Origin of the sequence: Sporosarcina sp. BP05 (genome assembly GCF_014282005.1) — a bacterium.
In the GTDB taxonomy this organism is placed as follows: Bacteria; Bacillota; Bacilli; order Bacillales_A; family Planococcaceae; genus Sporosarcina.
Window position 1 is genome coordinate 16,445 of record NZ_JACFTD010000017.1, and the last position, 20,350, is coordinate 36,794.

At 38.0% G+C, this 20,350-nt stretch carries 18 protein-coding genes; 6 read left to right on the top strand and 12 right to left on the bottom strand.

Annotated elements, in window-relative coordinates; all coding sequences use genetic code 11:
* Positions 1-432: 432 nt before the first annotated feature.
* Together H2672_RS15440 and H2672_RS15445 are read left to right on the top strand one after the other, a co-directional pair.
* Positions 433-1,740 carry a Spo0B domain-containing protein gene (locus tag H2672_RS15440; protein WP_186672844.1) on the top strand — a complete coding sequence of 436 codons (1,308 nt, stop codon included), beginning with the start codon at positions 433-435 and terminating at the stop codon, positions 1,738-1,740.
* Positions 1,741-2,001: 261 nt separating this feature from the next.
* The gene (locus H2672_RS15445) at positions 2,002-3,393 is read left to right on the top strand and encodes a polysaccharide deacetylase family protein (protein WP_186672845.1); all 1,392 of its coding nucleotides are present in this window, start codon (positions 2,002-2,004) and stop codon (positions 3,391-3,393) included.
* A gap of 573 nt (positions 3,394-3,966) precedes the next feature.
* Here the strand turns inward: H2672_RS15445 and H2672_RS15450 are convergent.
* The 8 genes from H2672_RS15450 to H2672_RS15485 all read right to left on the bottom strand — a co-directional run bounded on the left by H2672_RS15450 (position 3,967) and on the right by H2672_RS15485 (position 9,927).
* On the bottom strand, positions 3,967-4,416 hold the full coding sequence (locus H2672_RS15450) for a MarR family winged helix-turn-helix transcriptional regulator (RefSeq protein ID WP_186672846.1): 450 nt from the start codon (positions 4,414-4,416) through the stop codon (positions 3,967-3,969).
* Positions 4,413-4,892 carry a glutathione peroxidase gene (locus tag H2672_RS15455; protein WP_186672847.1) on the bottom strand — a complete coding sequence of 160 codons (480 nt, stop codon included), beginning with the start codon at positions 4,890-4,892 and terminating at the stop codon, positions 4,413-4,415. Before H2672_RS15455 ends, H2672_RS15450 begins: the two co-directional genes overlap by 4 nt.
* A gap of 14 nt (positions 4,893-4,906) precedes the next feature.
* Entirely contained in the window at positions 4,907-5,326 is a 420-nt protein-coding gene (locus tag H2672_RS15460) for an organic hydroperoxide resistance protein (RefSeq protein WP_186672849.1), read from the bottom strand.
* Positions 5,327-5,562: 236 nt separating this feature from the next.
* A complete protein-coding gene (locus H2672_RS15465) occupies positions 5,563-6,168 on the bottom strand; it encodes a flavin reductase family protein (protein ID WP_186672851.1) in 606 nt (201 codons plus the stop codon).
* Between the two features lie 20 nt (positions 6,169-6,188).
* Positions 6,189-7,127, bottom strand: a complete 939-nt coding sequence (locus tag H2672_RS15470; RefSeq protein WP_186672853.1) for a ring-cleaving dioxygenase — start codon at positions 7,125-7,127, stop codon at positions 6,189-6,191.
* A 120-nt stretch (positions 7,128-7,247) separates the two neighbouring features.
* On the bottom strand, positions 7,248-8,189 hold the full coding sequence (locus H2672_RS15475) for a ring-cleaving dioxygenase (RefSeq protein ID WP_186672855.1): 942 nt from the start codon (positions 8,187-8,189) through the stop codon (positions 7,248-7,250).
* Positions 8,190-8,329: 140 nt separating this feature from the next.
* A complete protein-coding gene (locus tag H2672_RS15480; RefSeq protein WP_186672856.1) occupies positions 8,330-8,926 on the bottom strand; it encodes an NADPH-dependent FMN reductase in 597 nt (198 codons plus the stop codon).
* A gap of 17 nt (positions 8,927-8,943) precedes the next feature.
* Positions 8,944-9,927 (bottom strand): ring-cleaving dioxygenase, encoded by a 984-nt coding sequence (locus H2672_RS15485; RefSeq protein WP_186672857.1) that lies wholly within the window; start codon positions 9,925-9,927, stop codon positions 8,944-8,946.
* A 1,567-nt stretch (positions 9,928-11,494) separates the two neighbouring features.
* Between H2672_RS15485 and H2672_RS15490 the strand changes: the two genes are divergently transcribed.
* Positions 11,495-11,965: a peptide-methionine (S)-S-oxide reductase gene (locus tag H2672_RS15490; RefSeq protein WP_186672858.1), complete on the top strand. Its 471-nt coding sequence runs from the start codon at positions 11,495-11,497 to the stop codon at positions 11,963-11,965.
* Between the two features lie 350 nt (positions 11,966-12,315).
* On the opposite strand, the gene H2672_RS15495 is transcribed toward H2672_RS15490, so the two are convergent.
* Positions 12,316-13,515 carry a DUF2812 domain-containing protein gene (locus H2672_RS15495; RefSeq protein ID WP_186672859.1) on the bottom strand — a complete coding sequence of 400 codons (1,200 nt, stop codon included), beginning with the start codon at positions 13,513-13,515 and terminating at the stop codon, positions 12,316-12,318.
* Positions 13,508-13,828 carry a PadR family transcriptional regulator gene (locus H2672_RS15500; protein ID WP_186672860.1) on the bottom strand — a complete coding sequence of 107 codons (321 nt, stop codon included), beginning with the start codon at positions 13,826-13,828 and terminating at the stop codon, positions 13,508-13,510. Before H2672_RS15500 ends, H2672_RS15495 begins: the two co-directional genes overlap by 8 nt.
* A 759-nt stretch (positions 13,829-14,587) precedes the next feature.
* Here H2672_RS15500 and H2672_RS15505 point away from each other — a divergent pair.
* The 3 genes from H2672_RS15505 to H2672_RS15515 all read left to right on the top strand — a co-directional run bounded on the left by H2672_RS15505 (position 14,588) and on the right by H2672_RS15515 (position 19,229).
* Positions 14,588-16,189 carry a BCCT family transporter gene (locus tag H2672_RS15505; RefSeq protein ID WP_186672862.1) on the top strand — a complete coding sequence of 534 codons (1,602 nt, stop codon included), beginning with the start codon at positions 14,588-14,590 and terminating at the stop codon, positions 16,187-16,189.
* Between the two features lie 297 nt (positions 16,190-16,486).
* A complete protein-coding gene (locus H2672_RS15510; protein ID WP_370569675.1) occupies positions 16,487-18,430 on the top strand; it encodes an alkaline phosphatase family protein in 1,944 nt (647 codons plus the stop codon).
* A gap of 235 nt (positions 18,431-18,665) precedes the next feature.
* Positions 18,666-19,229, top strand: a complete 564-nt coding sequence (locus H2672_RS15515; protein WP_186672865.1) for a hypothetical protein — start codon at positions 18,666-18,668, stop codon at positions 19,227-19,229.
* A 318-nt stretch (positions 19,230-19,547) separates the two neighbouring features.
* Here the strand turns inward: H2672_RS15515 and H2672_RS15520 are convergent, their stop codons facing one another.
* Positions 19,548-19,748, bottom strand: coding sequence for a cold-shock protein (locus tag H2672_RS15520; protein ID WP_025783429.1), 201 nt, complete (start codon positions 19,746-19,748; stop codon positions 19,548-19,550).
* A gap of 363 nt (positions 19,749-20,111) precedes the next feature.
* Positions 20,112-20,198, bottom strand: a complete 87-nt coding sequence (locus tag H2672_RS19990) for a topoisomerase DNA-binding C4 zinc finger domain-containing protein (protein ID WP_370569676.1) — start codon at positions 20,196-20,198, stop codon at positions 20,112-20,114.
* Positions 20,199-20,350 lie beyond the last annotated feature (152 nt).

Below are 20,350 nucleotides of genomic sequence, written 5' to 3' on the forward strand. Positions count from 1 at the left end.
GAGGTTTTATCCTTCTTTCCTTTAACGATGGGAAAATGTAGCTTTCTGCCTCAGGTAAGGCATCAGCCCTCTCGATTTACTAACATTATGTAGCTCAATCCTTCAACAATATGGCTTTCGGCCCGCTACCTAACCATCTACGCTTAAAGTATAATGTTACCAGTAGCCCTCCAAGTCTCGCTACGAGTGAATGGCAAGTTCTTTCTCGACGGGAATCTCACTATCTGCGCTATTAGACCTAGTAACAAGCGCTTACATGGTTCCAAGGCCCATGCGACGAATGCTTATATTGGACTTTGTGATTATAGTACAGTAGGATATACAAGCAATGTCAACAAGTAAATATGATAGTTTAATGCTGGTATTGAAAAGAAAGTTCTTAATTTCATAGGCATAACTTTCAATTAAAAAAGATGAGGAAGTACAGTTTATATGAAAAATCGTAAAATAAAACTAATTTTAGTAGTATCTACTAGCTTGTTATTGTTGTTTACAAGTTTAAATGTCTTTACCTCTTACGTGAAGATGAAAAAGACGGTTGAAGAGTCAATCGGCAATCAAAATCTTGTAGCAGCAGAATCCATTGCGGCTGCGATAGATAAAGAAACGTATCGGAAATTTTTGAATAATCCCGTAAAAAACGACTATTATTGGGAATTAACAAACTACTTAGTTGATGCAAGACAAAAACTGGGTGCATTAATTGTTTATACATTGGAAATCGATAATCCAAAAGTATCGAACGTAATGATAGGTGGATTACCCAAGGAGTTAGAAGATAGCTATAGTATTGGAGTGGTTTGTACAGTACCCGAAAAGCAGGTCAAAAGAGCCTTTGAAGGAAATACATATGTTACAAATGTAATTGACGATCCCGATCATGGCTCTTATCTTTCTGTCGGAGTACCTATAAAGGATGAAGCAGGAAAGGTCATGGGATACTTAGGTATCGATATTAGTGTTGATACACTTAATGAAATTAAAGGGAAAGTACTGAAAAACAATATCCTTCTCTTCGTCTTTAATGGTGTCTTTATTTTGTTCGCTATCGGATCCTTCTTATTATTGCAAAGATGGTATCAAAAAGAGGTGGCAAAAGAAGTCGGGTATACAGAAAATACATACCAAGCTGAACTTAAAACGTTAATCACTTCTATATCTTCTATAAGACATGATTTCACCAATCATATTCAGGTTTTACACGGACTACTTCAACTAGGGGAATCAAAGCAGGCGCAGCAATACCTATCATCATTGTCTAAAGAAGTTCTGGCAATAGAATCTTTAAAGTTAAATATAGATCATCCTGGTCTTTCAATCCTATTGCAAACAAAGAAACTGGCTGCAGAAAACTATCATATTGATATGAATTTCGAAGTTTCTCATGATGCATTCGATAAAATAAAAACAACAGACTTAATCATAATACTGTCGAATTTGATTGATAATGCAATTGATGCAACAATTGCATTACCTGAAGCTGAACGTGAAATAGCAATTAGCTGTAATACGGATGTTACGAAGTATGTATTTAAGATTACGAATACTGGGCCTAAAATTATTGAGAATGAACAGATTTTAAAACAAGGATATTCAACAAAAAAAGCAGAACAAGGGAAGATAAGGGGGCAAGGTTTATTTATTGTGAAGGAAGTTGTGAATAGATATAATGGTAAATTCTCAATTGATTCAATAAATAAAATTGAGACTATAGCCCTTGTCGAAATCCCTTTAAAGTAAGTTTTAAAGTAAGAGTAAACTCCCTACTACTAGTTGTAGGGAGTTTACTCATTTTTCTCGTTATTTGGGTTCTTAATTCGAATAGTCATTCAACTGTTTTCATGTCTAGTAGACATAACACTCGTTCACGTTCATGTAACGCTAGTGGCATATTATCAAAGTATATTTACTGATAAATTTCGACAAAAATATATAATTTTTTAAAACTATTAACGAGACTCACCCGTCTAACTTTCTATAAACAGTAAAGGAGTTTTCAACTTGAAAAAAACGCATCGAAATCGTCGTTCCTTCTGGATTGACGTTACATTTTCAATTGTTATCATCGCACTAACCGTATCCGCTATAAGTTTAATTTCACTAACTTCTAAGAAGGAGACTGCTTCGCACCCTTATAATAAACAAGCTACAACACAGGTTCCGGTTGTTGTCGATACTACTGACTCAAATTATCCAGCTATTAAAATTAGTACTGAAACTTCGAATGACTTATATACACCATTTTCCATTCAATATCCAAAAAGTTTACATAGTTCTTTCAATAAAGCTATTGCTAGTTACATAAAAGATGCCAAGCAAGGTTACTTAACTAAACATAATGGCAGTAAATTGAATAGAAAAATGAACATTTCTTTAGATATTCTTACCCATCGTTCAGGCAACTATTCTTTTGTTCTGACCGACAGCCGTTCAACTGGCAAGCCTAACGAACAGACTAGGATTCAATCATTCCATTTGAATCCTGATACAGGAGGAAGTTTAACAATCTCGGATGTACTCGGACACAATTCGAAACACCTTGAGATTCTTTCTACACTAGTACGTGAAGCAATATACAATGATCCAGTGATCGCAGACTACCTTTTTCCAGAAGAAGTTCATATCCAGACGGAACCAATCTGGGCCAACTTCGATAATTTCGCAATCACAGATGAATCTCTGATTTTTTATTTTGATGAATATGAATTGGCAGCAGGAAAAGTCGGTCCACCGGTTATAGCAATTCCGTTGAGTGAACTAAACAACATACTTTCCGAGGAATTCCAATTGGTAATTGAAGATACTGATGAAAATACAATCACCAAAGACGAGCATGACAACGGCATTAAAAAAGTTGCCCTCACATTCGACGATGGACCCCACCCGAAAGTGACGATGCAAATTCTTGAGACGTTGAATAAATACGATGCAGTAGCAACATTTTTCATGCTTGGCAGCATGGTTGAAAAAAACCCAGATATCGCAAAAAAAGTACAGGAAGCGGGCCACGAGCTTGGAAATCATACATGGAGTCATCTTGATTTGACAAAGTTAGGCGCAGAAAAGGTGCACAATGAAATCGACAAGACATCTGCCATTATTGAAAATATTACTGGTCAGAAAGTAACTGAGTTCAGGCCGCCTTATGGCGCTGTAAACGAGGCTGTTCGTAGCCAAACAAACTTACCTGTCATCTTATGGAATGTCGATTCACTTGACTGGAAAGACCGTGATCCAAACCAACTTCTTGCTAAAATTAAAAGTGCGACAAAAGACGGAAGTACCATCCTTATGCATGATATCCATCAATCGACAGCAGACGGCCTAGACGCAGTTTTAGCCTACTTGCAAAGTGAAGGCTATACCTTCGTCAAAGTTTCAGATTTAAAATAATCAGTTACTCCCCCCCTGAACTGAAACTTGATGTTCAGGGGGTTTTGTTTTCAGAAGTACAAATTGATACCTGTCCCATCAACATCCGAAACAAAATGGATTACTGAACGGGCTTGTTGTAACCGCTATACTAAAAGAGGCACCACTGTGTCAGAAACAATTATGATCAATATACACATTCAAGTAATTATAAAAAAAACTTAAAAAAACAGAACAGATATTGATTTACTTAGTATTATTATAGACTTGAGTTGTACTTACTGGATAGTGCCACGAAACAAACGACTAACACAATTGCATAAAAATGGGATTAGATATTGCAGTAAATTCCTAATCCACTCCTCATAAATATGTAATTGAAGTGAAGTATTCGAGTTTTCCATGCACAGATACCTAAAAATGACATCAAAAAAGCTTGTTCAGTATAAATACTGAAACAAGCAAAAATCTCTAATACCATTTGTACAAGTAACTATTTTAATTCCCTTAAAATAGTTACTCAATATCTCGTGCATACCGTAGCCAATGAATAGTATTTGGGCGGATGCTACTAAGGCTCCCTACCCCTACACTTTACGCACCAGTAGATTTTGACCGATCTTTCAGTTTTTGATCTAGTTCATTCAGCCGCGTCATCAGCTCATCATATTCAGTCAAGCTGATGTCGCAAAGTTGGATTTCTTCTGCGATTCGTTTCGTAATAGGACTCTTATCGCGGTGCGCTTTTTCCTCTAAATAAATAAATACTTTTCGTTCATCTTCTTTTGAGCGTTCTTTTCGTACCCAGCCGTTTTCCTGCATACGTGAAATCATCGGTGTTAGCGTTCCTGTTCCCAGGCCTAGCCGTGTACCGAGTTCTTTCATCGATACTTCATCTTTTTCCCATAACGCTAAAAGCACCAAATATTGCGGATACGTCAAACCAAACGGCTGCAGCACACTTGTATATAGCTTATTAAACTCTCCGGCAGTTTCGTATATAGCGAAACAAAGCTGGTTGTTTAATGACAGAAAGTCCTTCACGATAAAATCTTCTTCAAATCTTCTTCAATTTTTCCAGGTTCAGTTTGTGGCGAATATCGCTCAATAACCTCTCCATGCTGATTCACTAAAAACTTCGTAAAATTCCACTTAATTTTTTTCGTAAATAACCCTTTTTTCTCTGTCGTTAAGTGAGTGAAAAGTGGATCCGCTTTGTCACCGTTCACGTCAATCTTTGCAAAAATGGGGAACGTGACACCATAATTCACTTGGCAGAATTCTGTTGTTTCGTTTATATCATCAAACTCTTGATTATTAAATTGGTCGCATGGAAATCCCAAAACTGTCAGCCCTTGATCTTTGTACTTTTCATAAAGTGACTGCAATCCGCCATATTGGGGGGTAAGTCCACATTTACTAGCTGTATTCACAATAACTAAAGGCTTACCTTCATATTCTTTCAGTGTTACGATTTCCCCATTTGTTTTTTTCACTTCAAAACCATAAACTGATACCATTTTAAAGCCCCCCTTTATTTAATGATTATTTCAACATCAACGTTTCCATTAAGTGCTTTAGAGTACGGACAGTAATGGTGCGCTTTATTCACATATTCTTCCGCGATGGTATGGTCAACGCCCTCAATTGTTACTTCGAGCTTGACGCCAATTTTAACACCTTTATCTTCTTTATCTGGATAAAGAGAAACAGTCGCTATGACTTCACTGCTTAAAAAGTCAACTTTCCCTTTATCCAACTGTAACTCAAGCGCACTGTTAAAGCATGCGCTGTAGCCCGCAGCAAATAGCTGCTCAGGATTCGTTGCAGTTGTGACATCTCCCCCTAATGCTGCTTGTTTTGCAACATCCAAATTAAATATATTGTCCGGTGAATAGACATACCCATTGCGGCCGCCTGTGTTAATAATCGTCGTTTCATAAAGTGGTTTCATGTCAAAACTCCTTTTTCTTTATTTGAATCGCGTACAATCAAATCGTACACGATTCAAATAAAGAATGCAAATATAAAGCGCCCATCTATTTAAAACAGGTACATGTATTCTACAGAAGGAGCATTTTATTGTATAATCATATAGATTACTATACTTATAAAGGTCGTAATTAATTTTATTCACTATAACGCAAGGCTATTGGGTACCTGAATTTATTTATTGAAAGATTCCACCCACTACTTAGGTCTTTCAATAGAAAAAATATCACCAATTGCCGCGTAATTAGAGCCTGCTAAGCGACTGACCGCATTTAAACCTCTAGTGTCGATTCGTCCATCTTCATAAATTGCTTCATCCACATGAAACCGAACAACTTCACCAATAAACAAATCACTGCCAGGTCCTTCTCCACCTAAAGGAATAGCTTGTACAAGTCTGCATTCCATTCGAACTTTAGCTTCCTTCACTCCCGGTACAGATACATTTTCACTTTGCACAAGCGTTAGATTCGCCAATTCGATTTCACTTTCAGTTGCAGGTAATGAGGCTGCGGTTTCGTTGATCTTCGCCACATTGTCCTCGTCCACAATATGCACTACAAATTGACGATTATTATAAATATTGCGAGCAGTATCTTTTAGATGGTCATTAGGTCTTTGGATAGCTAGTGAAACCATCGGAGGGTTGGATGAAACTATATTAAAATAACTAAATGGGGCACCATTAACGATACCATCCTCAGATTGTGTAGTAACAAAAGCAATGGGTCTAGGAATTATAGTGCCAATGAGCAGTTTATAATTATCCCGCTCACTATTTTGTTTTGGATTAATGGAAATCAATTTGTTGTTCAGCCCCTTTATTAGTCGATTGGACGCACTTGAATAGGAATAAGTGCATTAACTAATTGCTCACGTTGTTGTTCATATCGTCCAGGTAACATCAAATGAGTCCCCATTGTTTCAAGTGTTTCATCATGTGCAAATCCTGGTGGGTCTGTTGCAATTTCAAATAATATTTCACCCGATTCACGGAAGTATAGTGCGTTGAAATAATTACGATCTTTCAATTCAGTTACATGTTGACCCAGATTCATCGCATGTTGTTGCCATTCAAGATGATCTACATCATCCTGAGCACGCCATGCAATATGGTGAACCGTGCCAACACCCATCGTGCCACGAACACCAGTCACCATTTTTAAATCTATGATATTGCCTATAGTAGCTGAAGCTTTAAAGCGAGTATAGTCACCTTCCGTACCAACCAATTCAAGTCCCATTACATTCGTTAATGTTTTAGCAGTTTCTTCTGGTCTGCTTGAGTAAAGTGTTGCGCCACCAAATCCTTTAATTGCGACTTCGGGCGTTACTCCGCCAAATGTCCAGTTGTTTTGTTCACCTTCTGCACGTGCAACAAGCTCTAAATGCAAGCCATGCGGATCATCAAATTGAATCACTTGCTCTCCAAAACGCTCTGCTTTTTTATATGAAATCGCAAATTTATCAAGACGGTTGACCCAAAAACCTAATGCTCCAGTTGGGACTACATACGTTGTCACGCCAACTTGTCCGTCTCCAATTTGTCCTTGATAGGCATCTGCCCAAGGGAAAAATGTAATAATTGTTCCCGGCTTTCCTCCTTCATCGCCAAAATATAGATGGTAAGTGCCTGGATCATCAAAGTTAACTGTTTGTTTAACTAAACGTAAACCCAATACACCTGCATAAAAATCAATATTTTCCTGTGGATGACCTACGATTGCTGTAATATGATGAATTCCTGCTGTTTGTTTTTTCATTATTATTTCCTCCTCTATTCAATGAATTTAACAGATGCACCGGGCTGTTTACGATAACCACGAAAACATCGACCACTTTTCTTTTCCTATCGTTATCACTTGGTCAACTTCTTCCTGCCTTTACTCAATGGGTTCTAATTTCGCCTCGATTTCAAGCCGCTTGCTTTCTAAAAACGGCGGTAAGTCTAACTCTTTACCCAGTGATTCAATGGTAGAATCCACCGTAAAGCCCGGTCCGTCTGTAGCTAACTCAAATAAAATCCCATTTTCTTCTTTAAAATATAAACTCTCAAAATAGTAACGATCTGTTATTTTATTCACTTCAAAACCGAAGTCTTGAATACGCTGATTCCACTTGCGCAACTCATCGCCATCTTTTACCCGGATAGCTATATGATGCACACTGCCTTTCCCTGGCTTTTCTTTCGGACCGCCCTTCTCCACAATGACAATCTCACCAAAAGACTGCCCTTTTACTGACTGGTAGATAGCTTCTTTTTCTTTACGAAAGGCTAGTTCATAGCCAAATAAGTTTTCTAATGTATTCGCTAGGCTATCTAAAGATTGCACGGTCATTTCCACTGCGCCCATTCCAAGAATACGATGTTGCTCTACAACAGTTGAACCGTCCCATGTCCGCCATAATGCCGGAACCTCGTCGTCATTATTATTTAAAAGGACTAGACGTAAACCCTCATTATCTTCAAAATGGAGTGCGTCACGTCCTGCGTACTTGGTTAATTCCCCGTGCTTTACATCAAGTAATTCAAATCTTTGCCTCCAATACAATAAACTTTCATAAGTTCGAACAAGTAACCCAATCCGAGTAATGGAATTCGTTCCTCTCCTTGTGCTTCCTGCCATCGGGATTTCAAAGAAGGACAATTCTGTTCCAACACTGCCAGTTAAATCCCCATAGAACAGATGATACATACTTGGATCATCTTGATTGACTGTTTTTTTCACTCTGCGAAGTCCGAGTACTTGTTGATAAAACTGATTGTTTTGTTGTCCCTTTTTTGTAATCATGGAAATATGGTGATGGCCCGCAATCTTATTCATCCTAGTATCTTCCCTTCCTGTATAAATTCTCAGCAAAACCTTCATTCCACTAGATATCATTTTGCTCAGAACTTATTTATTAATATCACAAAATGTGCTCTTGCACATTTTGTGATATGTAGAGATTTACATACGTTTTATTACTTACGTACTGTATTTAATGCAGTTGTCCAAGGTATCACTTGGTCTAACATTTGGTTTACTGATTCTGCTTGTACAGCAGCTGGTTTGAAGACTGTACCATTTTCAAAGTCTGTAAATAATGATAATGCTGGGTGTACACGAACATGTGCTATCAGTAATTCACTTAAAATACCACGTAAATGTTCTGTTGCACGAGCTCCACCTACCGAACCGTATGACACTATACCAGCCGCTTTGTTGTTCCACTCCACACGTAAGTAATCCAACGCATTTTTTAGTGCTCCTGTTATAGAGTGATTATATTCTTGAACGATAAATACGAATCCGTCTTGTTTTGTAACGATTTCTGACCATGCTGCCGCACCTGATGCGTCGCCGCCAGCTTCACCTAAAAGTGGTAATTTGTATTCTGCAATATCGATAATCGTATAGTTTGCATCCCCACGTTTATCTGCTAATTCTTTTACCCACGCCCCTACTTGTGGACTAACGCGTCCTTCACGTGTTGATCCTAAAATAATACCTATGTTTGATTTTGTCATTGGTTTTTCCTCCTCTTGTCGTATTCCAATTAGTTTATTAAAAAACCCCATTTTTTCTATTTCACCCCTTATAAGTACTCTTTTTCTATTTTAATCGCGCTACGCACCGTGTTGATTGGTCTCACTGATGCCTCAATTTGTTCTCGATTCCCTTCAAGGAAAGGTGGTAATGATAAAATTTCCCCTACCGTTTCATAAGGCTCATCTCCCATAAAGCCAGGACCATCTGTTGCCCATTCAAAAAGGACGCCTGGTGCTACGCGTGCATATAAAGATTCAAAGAAGAATCGATCCACATACCCAGAAGTACCGAAACCAGCAGCTTCCATATGTTCAATCCATTCATATAATACTTTCGTATCTTCTACGCGGAAGGCAGCATGATGAACTGTTCCGTAGCCTTGGCGACCTTCCGGAAAAATCGTATTATGTTCCACAATTACTTGTGCACCGTTCCCACCTTCACCCATTTCAAATAAATGCAGTGAACCTTCTTGTGCGATTTCACGCATTAACATTACTTTCTCAAATACTTCTTTTAAATAATCAAATTGTGCGATACGAACATGAATCGGTCCTAATCCTGTAATTGCAAATTCCAATGGTACAGGCCCATTGAGCCAAGGTGTTCCTGATTCAATACCCTCGTTGAATTCATCGGAAACCAACATATATTGTTGGTCATCAAAGTCTACAAATGAAATAGTTTTCTTACCGAAAACTTCTTCAATACCAGTATTTATTACTTTATACTTATCAAAACGCTTCACCCAGTAATCAAGTGCTGCGTCTGTCGGCACACGGAAAGCTGTTTTATAAATCTCGTTCGTGCCATGTGTTCCTTTTGGAATACCAGGGAAATCGAAAAATGTCATATCTGTACCCGCAGAGCCTTTATCATCCGCAAAGAATAAGTGATATGTTTGAATATCATCTTGATTGACTGTTTTCTTTACTAAACGCATTCCTAATACGTATGTGAAAAACTCATAGTTCTTTTCTGCACTACTTGTAATAGCTGTTACATGGTGAATTCCTTTTAAATGGTTCATTACGTTTCCTCCTATTTGTTATCTCAAATTAAAACATCTTTAATTCGAGATACTTAATCAAAAAAAATTAAATCTTACGTGACTCTGTTGGATTCAATTTATATTTAGCTGTATCTTTTCTAATCACTTCATGAGTCGATTGAGAGGAACAGCTAATTGTAGCAATTTCCAATCGCATCACTCTTCTATAGCATTAAATCTAAATGCCTTGAATCAAAGTATCTTGAATTCAAGCTAAATTTAACATGGATACACCGCAAATGTCAATACTTTATTTATAAATGTTAGTATTTGTAGGCAAACCTTGCTATTAACTTAGATGATCCAAAAAAAGCGTAGTCGTCCCTCGCAAGTTTGCAGGAACAATTAGAGTTTCCGGTTGAAAAAAGAATCGATTAGTCTTAAACTGATATGGTCCCCATTAGGTAGACAGATTAAAAAAATAACCGCATAGCTATTGATTTAACTTTTATTGGTATAGACTTAAGTTGTATTTACTGAATAGTTCTGCGCGCAGCTACCTAAAAAGTTTAAAACAGAAAATGTTTTTATATTTTTGGTTTAAAGTGGTTTATCATAATCTCCTACTGGGTATACTTAGATTACAAGGCGGAACTACCGAAGGATGAAACGCGTAGACGAGTAACCTACGAGCGATTCTGAGGATGAACTGCACAGCCTTGGCGGAAAATTTGCTTTACTGACGAGCGGTACATTTGTTAAGAACCCTGTACGTTGGTTCCAAATCAGTATGTGTTATCAAGCAGTAAACGGTCCATTTTTTGTTTTTAGTGCAATTGAATTACTGACTTTAACATACAGTTCGCGTACCTAACATCTTGCGACTGTAGGGCCAAATGGGCTAATCGAGTCAGAAGTAACGAACTGGATAGACGAAAGAACTTCGAATAATCGTCAGAAAGAACAGTTTGCGTAATTTAAAACTATCAAATTTTCCGAGTGCACCCCATTTTTATTGGGGATTGGAAAAAGCATGGTCCTTTAATCCAAGGATCATGCTTTTTCTTTGATTCCCCTACTCTACTTTATTGGCAGACCTATGCTTTGTTCATTCCTTGAAGCACTAAGCTTGTCTTCCCCATCAAGTAGCTCATCCATCGACATAGTCCGTAGTTGTCGCATAAGATACCATCTAGATCCCGGGGACTTAGCCTTAGGAATAGATGCTTGTTTTTTTCCATATCATGACCGCCTGCCTTTTTACTAATTTATATGCAAATGCGGAAGTGTATGTTTGTCTTGATTACAAAGAACAATAGGTACTACTCATGACATGTTTATTACCACCTAGTGACAAAGGCTTTACCACCTCATACCTTCTAGATGATCAAGAATAAAAAATATACTTTTCAAAAATGGGAATGTTATACTTGCTATACAAAATTGATTAATTTGAGGTAATATAAATCTTCTGTAAACGGGCTATAATGCGGAATAAGAAAATTTGTCATTATTTTAATGAGTAGTAGACTTAGTGACTACAGTTATTCCCTTCTATTTATTTGGAATAAATTTTCTGGTTTTTTAAAAAAAGAGGAGGGTCAATATGGAAAAAGTATATTTTGCAGGCGGATGTTTATGGGGAGTACAAGCTTTTATAAAAACGTTACCTGGAGTAAAGTTTACAGAAGCAGGAAGAGCTAATGGAACAAGTCATACACTTGAGGGTGATTATGATGGGTACGCCGAATGTGTAAAAACTGGATTTGATCCGACAGTTGTAACAATCAGGGAATTAATGGGGTATTTATTTGAAATTATTGATCCCTACAGTTTGAATAAACAAGGACAGGATGTTGGCGAGAAATACAGAACAGGCGTATATAGTGAAAAACCTGAACACATAAAAGAGGCGAAGGCGTTTCTTAGTGAGAGAAATGATTATGACCATATAGTTGTTGAAGTATTACCTCTTACAAACTATGTAAGAAGTGCAGAAGAACATCAAGATAGGTTAGCTAGATGTCCAAATGATTATTGTCATATTCCAGAGGAAATAGTAAATAAGTATAAATAAGGGTGAATAAAAAGGCGTACTTGTGTCAGACCGGAAAGACGAATAATTCACACACTCAAAATAATATACAAAAAGAAAAATAAATCGCATAGGTATTGATTGATTTATTTTACATTATCATACAATTTTTTAGTATTCACTGAATAGTGCCCCGCAACTAGCTGAAATTAAGTTATTTATTATTTATTCATCAAACAAGCATACCCCCATTCTGATTGATGATGGGGGTAAAATAATGTTATTTAACTTTTGAATAATTCTACAATCAACGTATCCAGTAATTCTTTTAAATTAATTTTCCTTTATACTGTTAAAGTACTTTTCATCCAATAAACATTCGATCCCTATGATTACTCCGCTATAAATTTAATCTTATCCACTATGTTTTCTATTACTGGATTTATATCCGCATACCCATAATAACGAACATATATGACAGCTTTTCCTTTCGAAGCAAATACTTCTTTAAAATCATCTTCCTCATGAACGATTAAAAGATTGAGGTCTGCATGCTTTGTTTCAACAAAATCATCATCGCTATATTCATAATTATATCTTTTTATTAAATCAGCAATTAGATTATCTGCTAAAGTTGGTACACGTAACTGGTAAACCATTGTTCTAATACTCGGTGAATATTCACCACTCCCGTCCCCCCACATTTTTCCGGGAACAACTCCGTGTTCATCTGATTCATATTTGATTGGTGCTAACGGACTCCAATTATACGTATAGCGGTTGCTCCAATCAACATCGTCTCCCATATAGTAAGCTTCTCCCCGAACCAAAGCAGGATTCTGCTCTACATCTGCTAATCTGACGATTGGTAAGTCAAGATTTTCTTCTGGCAATGTTGCTGTATTACTTTTTATAAGCTGCCCGATTGGAACGATGGCACTCAATCCAGCAACGATTGTAAATAGGAATGTGATAACCGAATTTAATCGAAAGTGCTTCTTCCATGGGGCATGATGATTAATCGATTTTCCTTCAATCAGATCTTTTCGTAAAGCATGAATGGATATGGCTGCTTGTAGTGAAATATAGGACGGATATACAAATAGAATAAATAAAAGCGTTTGTTGAATAACTAACCCATCAACCAAAACAAAGGTCGGTGTTCCATCAAGAAACCAAATTGCTGCTAACATGCCAATCGTAAAAAGTAACGCGACAACAACCATAACAGCATTAAAGACTAATTTTTTGCCCAGTGCCTTTAATGTAAAAGATTGCTCGGCAGGGTCTGTATGTAGCTCTGGTGCACCGCGTTCAACAGGTGATGCGTACACTTGAAAATATTGATGGCCTGTCACATAATCCCATCCACTATCCGCATACATCTCAATCTGTTCTGGTGTAATCCTCTTATTTAATGATATATCGATTCTGTACCTCATTTTTTCCGGTTCACCTTTAACAAAATGAACAAAACGTAACCCCATCTTTTTTAGATGGAATCCCTTTGCAGCCATATCTTGAAACCAGCTTTCATGTTCACCGATTCGCCAATAATCACTTGGACGAAGTTTACGAACAATCTTATTCATTCTCATCACCTATCTCTAACATATTTCCGTCTTGGATTAAGGATTTTAATCGACTATACTCTGTCTTTAATGCATGCTCCCCTTCTGATGTAATTTGATAGGTCTTTCTTCTACCATCATCTTCTGCTAATGAAATAAGGCCGTCTTTTTGCATCCGTGAGAGTACTCCGTAAAGTGTCCCCGGTCCCATCTTTAATCTGCCATTCGAAACTTCTGTAATTGCTTGCATCAGCTGATACCCATAGTTGGGATGCATTAATGCTAGCAGTACATAATACATAGCTTCAGTCATCGGTCCCCCATTATATGCCATTACTAACATTCCTACTTTCACATTTTAAGTTATTATGCCACGCGGTATTACGTGTAACGATATATCGTTTAGCGTAATAGTACTTCATGAAGTATCTTTTGTAAATATAAAATGATGTTTAGTTTTGTTCATAGCAAATTACGAGTTAAAAAGTAGTACCAGTGATACCCACACCACGACACAGTTTTTCTGAAAGAAAGTAGCTTTTCTTATATTATTTCCTTTCTTATAGTACTTAGTAGTTGTTAGTTGTTTATGATGGCCATGTTGGTCGTCTGTTAGTTGCTCAGCTAGGAGGCTACGGCTTTTTTAGTAAGAGTTCCAGATGACAATGGTTATGAACCTATTTTGCCTGGTTGATTCATTTGTTAGAAATTCGTATTTTACGAACCGGTTCAACGCGGTCCGGATGTATTGCGCGCTACTATTTCGCCTTGTTTCCTGCCCTATTTTTATAGAATTCTCGAGGAGTTTTGCATTTCACTACACACGGAAAAAATATCTACCGTGCGTTCGACAAAGACATTCACAGTGGAACACAACTGCTACACTTCAGGTACCTAAATTTAAATATGTAGTTGTATTAAATTGTCGGAATATCGTTGTGCATAGGTGCCTGACGTATAGTGAAACCTGTCACACTAGTGAATTGTCTGAATTGCATCATTCTTATTGGTTCTAAAATTATAGTAAATGTGCTTTTAATGCTAGTAATTTAGGGTATAGCATTATTAAGGATCTAATAAGGGGCGATTATCTTTGGACAAGAAGTTTTGGAAGAATCCAGTATTTTCAATTTCGGCGTCAGTAATTTTTGTGCTTGTAGTATTAGGTGCTACAATACCAGTTAAGTTCCGACATGTAGCAGATGTATTATACGATTTTACAACGATAAACTTCGGGTGGTTCTACTTACTCTCGGTTTTCATCATAGTTGTATTTTTAGCTGGTCTAGCAATTAGTAAATACGGAGCAATTAGGATTGGAGGAGATGAGGAACGTCCAGACTTTCCATTTTTCACGTGGATTGGCATGCTATTTTCAGCCGGATTCGGAGTCGGACTTGTTTTCTGGGGTGTTGCAGAACCGATGAGTCATTATTTCACTTCTCCGATCCGTGGCATAGAGTCTCAATCTGAACAGGCTGGACGTATTGCAATGGGGTATTCGTTTTTTCACTGGGGTATATCCCAATGGGCCATTTTTGGTATCGTGGGTTTAGTCATTGGTTTTTTACAGTTCCGCAAGAAAAAGGATGGACTCATTTCAACCGCTTTGGAACCGTTACTAGGAAAAAACAAGAAAGTGAAGATTGGAATCGATTCCTTCGCGGTTATTGCGACTGTCATGGGAATTGCAACGTCACTGGGTCTTGGCATTTTGCAAATGAGCGGCGGACTTGAGTCCGTTTTCAACATAAAGAGCTCGTTTAGTGTTCAGCTAATTATCATTTTAGTCGTCTTCATATCCTATATGCTGTCTTCTTTAAGTGGTTTGAATAAAGGCATTCGATATTTAGGGAACTTTAATTTGGGTCTAGCCATTGCAATGCTGGCATTCTTTTTCATTGTAGGCCCGAAAGTATTCATTTTAGAAAGTTTTACATTGGCGATTGGTGATTATATAACAAACTTTATCCAATATAGCTTTCGATTACAGCCCTATCAAGGAGGCACCTGGATACGGGATTGGACGATATTTTATTGGGCATGGACGATTGCATGGTCCCCTTTCGTAGGTGCATTCGTTGCACGCGTATCGAAAGGAAGAACGATTCGGGAATTCATCATTGGCGTAATGGTTCTGCCGCCAGTGTTTGCATGTATGTGGATTGCTACACTGGGTGGAACTGCGCTTTACAGCGATTTGAATAACGGCACAAAAATTGCTGAAGCTGTCGACGCAGATGTCACATCTGCAATTTTTGAAACGTTTCAACATATGCCATTCACGGGACTCATGTCCGCGTTGGCGATTCTCTTGATATTTACATTCCTAGTGACTTCCGCGGATTCGGCAACATACATCCTTGCCAGCATGACAACGAACGGAAGTCTACTCCCTCCATTAGTTGTTAAAATGGTTTGGGGATTCCTCATGTCCGCCATTGCGGCAGTATTATTGTATGCAGGAGGTCTGGAAGCGCTGCAATCGGCATCACTTGTGGCAGCATTACCATTCACAGTACTCCTTCTTCTGCTTGTATTCGGAATGAGTAAATTGTTAAAAAAAGAACCTATTACAGTTCGACCCGTAGATATAAGAAGTTTTGAACAGGTTGAACGACAAGTGAAGAAAAAAGCTGGAACGGATAGGCCAATACCGCCATCTTCTAAGAGAAGGAACCAGCAGAAGAAGTAATTCACTCCAAACTAATGTGCCTGTTCACGGTTGAATTATGACAACTCAAGGTTCTGTAAAAGAGACTAGTAAAAAAGAGCAAACCTATAGAAAGTTTCAGCCGCCAAAATTGCATCTTTGGCGGATTTTCTCCTGGTAAATATCCCTCTATTCTTTCGTCCCACAAAGCTTTAGCACTTCGTGTACTGGTCAATAGGATCACTACTTTACTCGTTTCTCATAGGTTTTGCCTTTTCCAATAAAGGGTATAGGCACTAGGAATCTACTTACAACGAAAGGGGGTGCATAACTTTGAAAGTGAGCGTGAAATTAACTTCATTCATTATACTAGTTTTAGTCACGCAGCTAATTTTTCCGCATTCATCTTCTGCAAATAATCTGGATAGCCCTACATATATGGTCATTTCATTTGACGGAATGCGTCACGATTTTACAGAAAACTACATAGAAGAAGGAGTGCTGCCGAACTTTAAGAAGGTGCAAAATAACGGCCTTGTGGCTGAGGATATTCGAACGATTTACCCTTCTTTAACGGCGGCTTCCCACGCGGCGATCTCCACTGGAGCAAAGCCTGGAATTACGGGCATGATTAGTAATCACCTGCGTATGCCCAACATGGATTTAGCTGATAATAAAAGCGCATTTTTCTCACCACTTGATGCTACACCGATTTGGGCTGAAGCAAGGGAACAAGGAAAAACAACGGCTACTGTTCTCTTTCCAGGTTCGAATCCTATGGAGGGAAATAAAGCCACATACGCCGTTTATTATGGCACAACTTGGGCTGATAGCGCTTTGGATAAACTTAAATTCAAGTTACCTACTGAGTGGACAGAACTTCCCAAAAGTTTTAGTCCTGTAAAAGAAGCAACCCTTACACTGAAACTTAAAGAAACAGTTGATCAGGAAATCTATATTTTAGCCTTAGATTCTACGGACAACAAAAAAACGGACTATGATACTTTTTATTTTTATACGAAGAAAAACGGCCTTTTGATTGATACGATTTCAGAAAACGATTGGGGTTCAATTTCATTTCCCATCAATACGAATCACCTTGCCGGCTTGTCATTCAAGCTAAAAGATGTGGATCCCACGCTCAAAGACGTTAAACTTTATAGGACCGCTGTCACGTCAGCAGTCCTACATGGACCGGAACAATTTCAAAAAAATATTGCATCGAAGTTTGGATTTCTTCCCGTTGAGTACGATGATAAGGCACTTGAAAAGCGTTGGATTACACGCCACGAATACGAGGTCATCCATGAACGTTTTGCGAAGTGGACAACTGATGTATCCCTTTATATTAAAGAACAATACAAACCCGATATACTTTTCTTTTATTATCCCCAAATTGACCATGAAGAGCATAAATACTTATTGGTAGATCCAAGGCAGCCGGGTTATACGAAGAAAAAGTCAGAAAAGTTTATGGCGTACGTTACTTGGTCCTATAAGCTCGCCGACCGAACAATTGGCACTGTTTTAAAGACAATGACCGACAATGATCGACTTTTAATCGTTTCGGATCACGGTATGGAACCCGTTCACACAATGATTTCGCCAAATCATGAACTTGAGCAAGCCGGTCTTTTACAACTAGATAAAGACGGCAAAGTGGATTCTAAAAAATCCAAAGCATTCGCTGTCGCAAGTGGTGCCATTGCACATATTTACATTAATTTAAAGGATAGAGAACGGAACGGTATCGTCTCTGAAGAGGATTTCCCCGACGTTCAAAAGGAAATTATGGATATCTTTACAGAATTCAAAGCGACAGAGCCCTCTTTTATTAACAGAGTCAAGTATTTATATCATAGGCAGCGTGAAAATAGCCATAATGATGATGAACGATCTTTATTTCAAGTGTTGGTTGGATCGAAAGAGAGCCCCTTTGAAAAAGTAGTTGCAGCAGGGGATCAGGACATGGAAATTCTTCAACACGAACAGGCGGGTGACGTATTGCTTATTGCGAAGCAAGGCTATTACATCGGCCAAGATGATTTCGGATCTGCAGTCAAAATAGCAGCGGACCGCGGAAGTCACGGTGGCGATCCGGAGCGGATGGAATTACGCCCTATTTTGTATGTGACAGGCGGTACTTATTCAAAAGTGAAGATTACAGAAAAAGTATCCACACTAGACATCGCCCCTACCTTGTATCAGTTGATGGATATTAAAGCACCTGATTTCATTGATGGGAAGGTTATTGCGGAAATGATTGAGGCTGATAGGAATTAGTGATTAGTAGTCATATTCTATACGTTTTGATACCTTAAACTAAAGTGCCTGCCCCCAATTAGTGTTGGGAGCAGGCATTATTTATACGTATGTATAGTAAGAAAGTAGTGCATTGATTATTAATGGTAGTAATGGACCCGTGTCTCAAAATAAAGCACGAATTCAAGTAGATGTATTGGAACTTATTCCCCCGCGAAACGAACTAATCATAAATAGAGTGCAGAGGAGAGATCTTATGGAAAAGAGATTGGGTGTAATTGCATTTTGCTTACTGGTACTATTTGTAGTATTTTATAGACCTTTGCCTGCGGCGGCTTGTTCCTGTATGGTTCTACCACCCGCAGATATAGCACTAAGCGAAGCAACTGCTGTTTTTAGTGGAGAAGTAATGACAATAGAAAAAGGTAAGGGTGTGGATGGGGAAAGCGGAAAAACAGTTCGTTTCAAAGTGGCGGAAGTATGGAAAGGTGTCGACAACGCGGATATTTCCGTTTTCACAGGAAATGATTCAGCAGGTTGTGGCATAGACTTTACGATTGGAAAAGAGTATTTGGTGTATGCTCATAATTGGGATATGGATGGAAAGTCCGTACTTTCAACTACGCTTTGTGACAGGACTGCTGTGCTAGCGAATGCTACTGACGATATTACATTGATTGGTCCAGGCACAGTTCCTGAACAAAACGAAAAAACTCCAGATAAGAATGCTAAGCAGTACTACTTATACACCGGGGCACTAGTTGTTGCAGGATTAGTTGGCATTTTTGTTTGGATGCGTTTTAGAAAAACTAAGGCTTAACTATCTGCTAACCAAACTTGCATGACAGTATGCATATTTGCGCTTCAGTTGATTAACCACTTACTTTCATAAAAAACTAGTGAGATGGGCTCGAAAACCCCCTTTTCATTAGATACTTTCCGGTATAGAAAAGAGGTACAATATTTACGGCTTAGTAATTATTTAGGATATAAATAAAAATCGCATAGCTATTGATTTAATCTGTATTATTATAGAATTGCATTGTATTTGCTGAACAGTTCCGCGCACGAGGGTGCCTAAAACTAATTCAAACAAATAAAAAAAGACCCTACATATAGGGTCTTTTTCTAGCTATTATTAAGCTTTTTGAACGTTTGTAGCTTGTAGGCCACGTTGTCCTTGTTCAATTTCAAATGTTACACTTTGACCTTCGTCTAAAGATTTGAAACCTTCGCTTTGGATTGCTGAGAAATGTACGAATACGTCTTCTCCTGCTTCACGCTCGATGAAACCAAAACCTTTTTCTGCATTAAACCACTTAACTGTACCTTGTTCCATAATTGTTGCCTCCTAGTGCGGATATCCACACAATGTATTACTATCCTTGCTCAAATACTTAGACGAAAAACAAAATCTTTTCTCAATCTGAAAACGAACAAAAATAATTCTTCTTTAGAATAACAGATATATGTTAAAAAAGCAAATAAAATGGGTATCTGTGTCAGACACAAAGACGAACAGTTCACACATTCAAGTAATTATACAAAAGGGAAAGAATATTCGCATAGGTATTGAATTACTTTGTATTATTAAATTGAGTTGCATTTACTGAATAGGAACCTAAATTTAAAGACCTAATTATACTTGTTATGCCCAATCTCGTTTGAGTTTCAATTTATCTAAACTTGATAACTTACAATATCAAACTCTCCGCCGCTGCTGATCCACATTCACACTCTTCGTATACCGGCAATCAGGATAATTACTGCAACCATAAAATTTCCGTATCTACCTGTCTTCAGGGTCAACCGCCCATTACACTCCGGACAAGCAGTATGTATTAGCGAGGCATCATGCTTGGACATCTTTTTCGCATGGCTCATATGTGAACGTCCCGTCTGTTTAGCATCTTTCGCTTTTCGAATCGATTGCATGTGCTC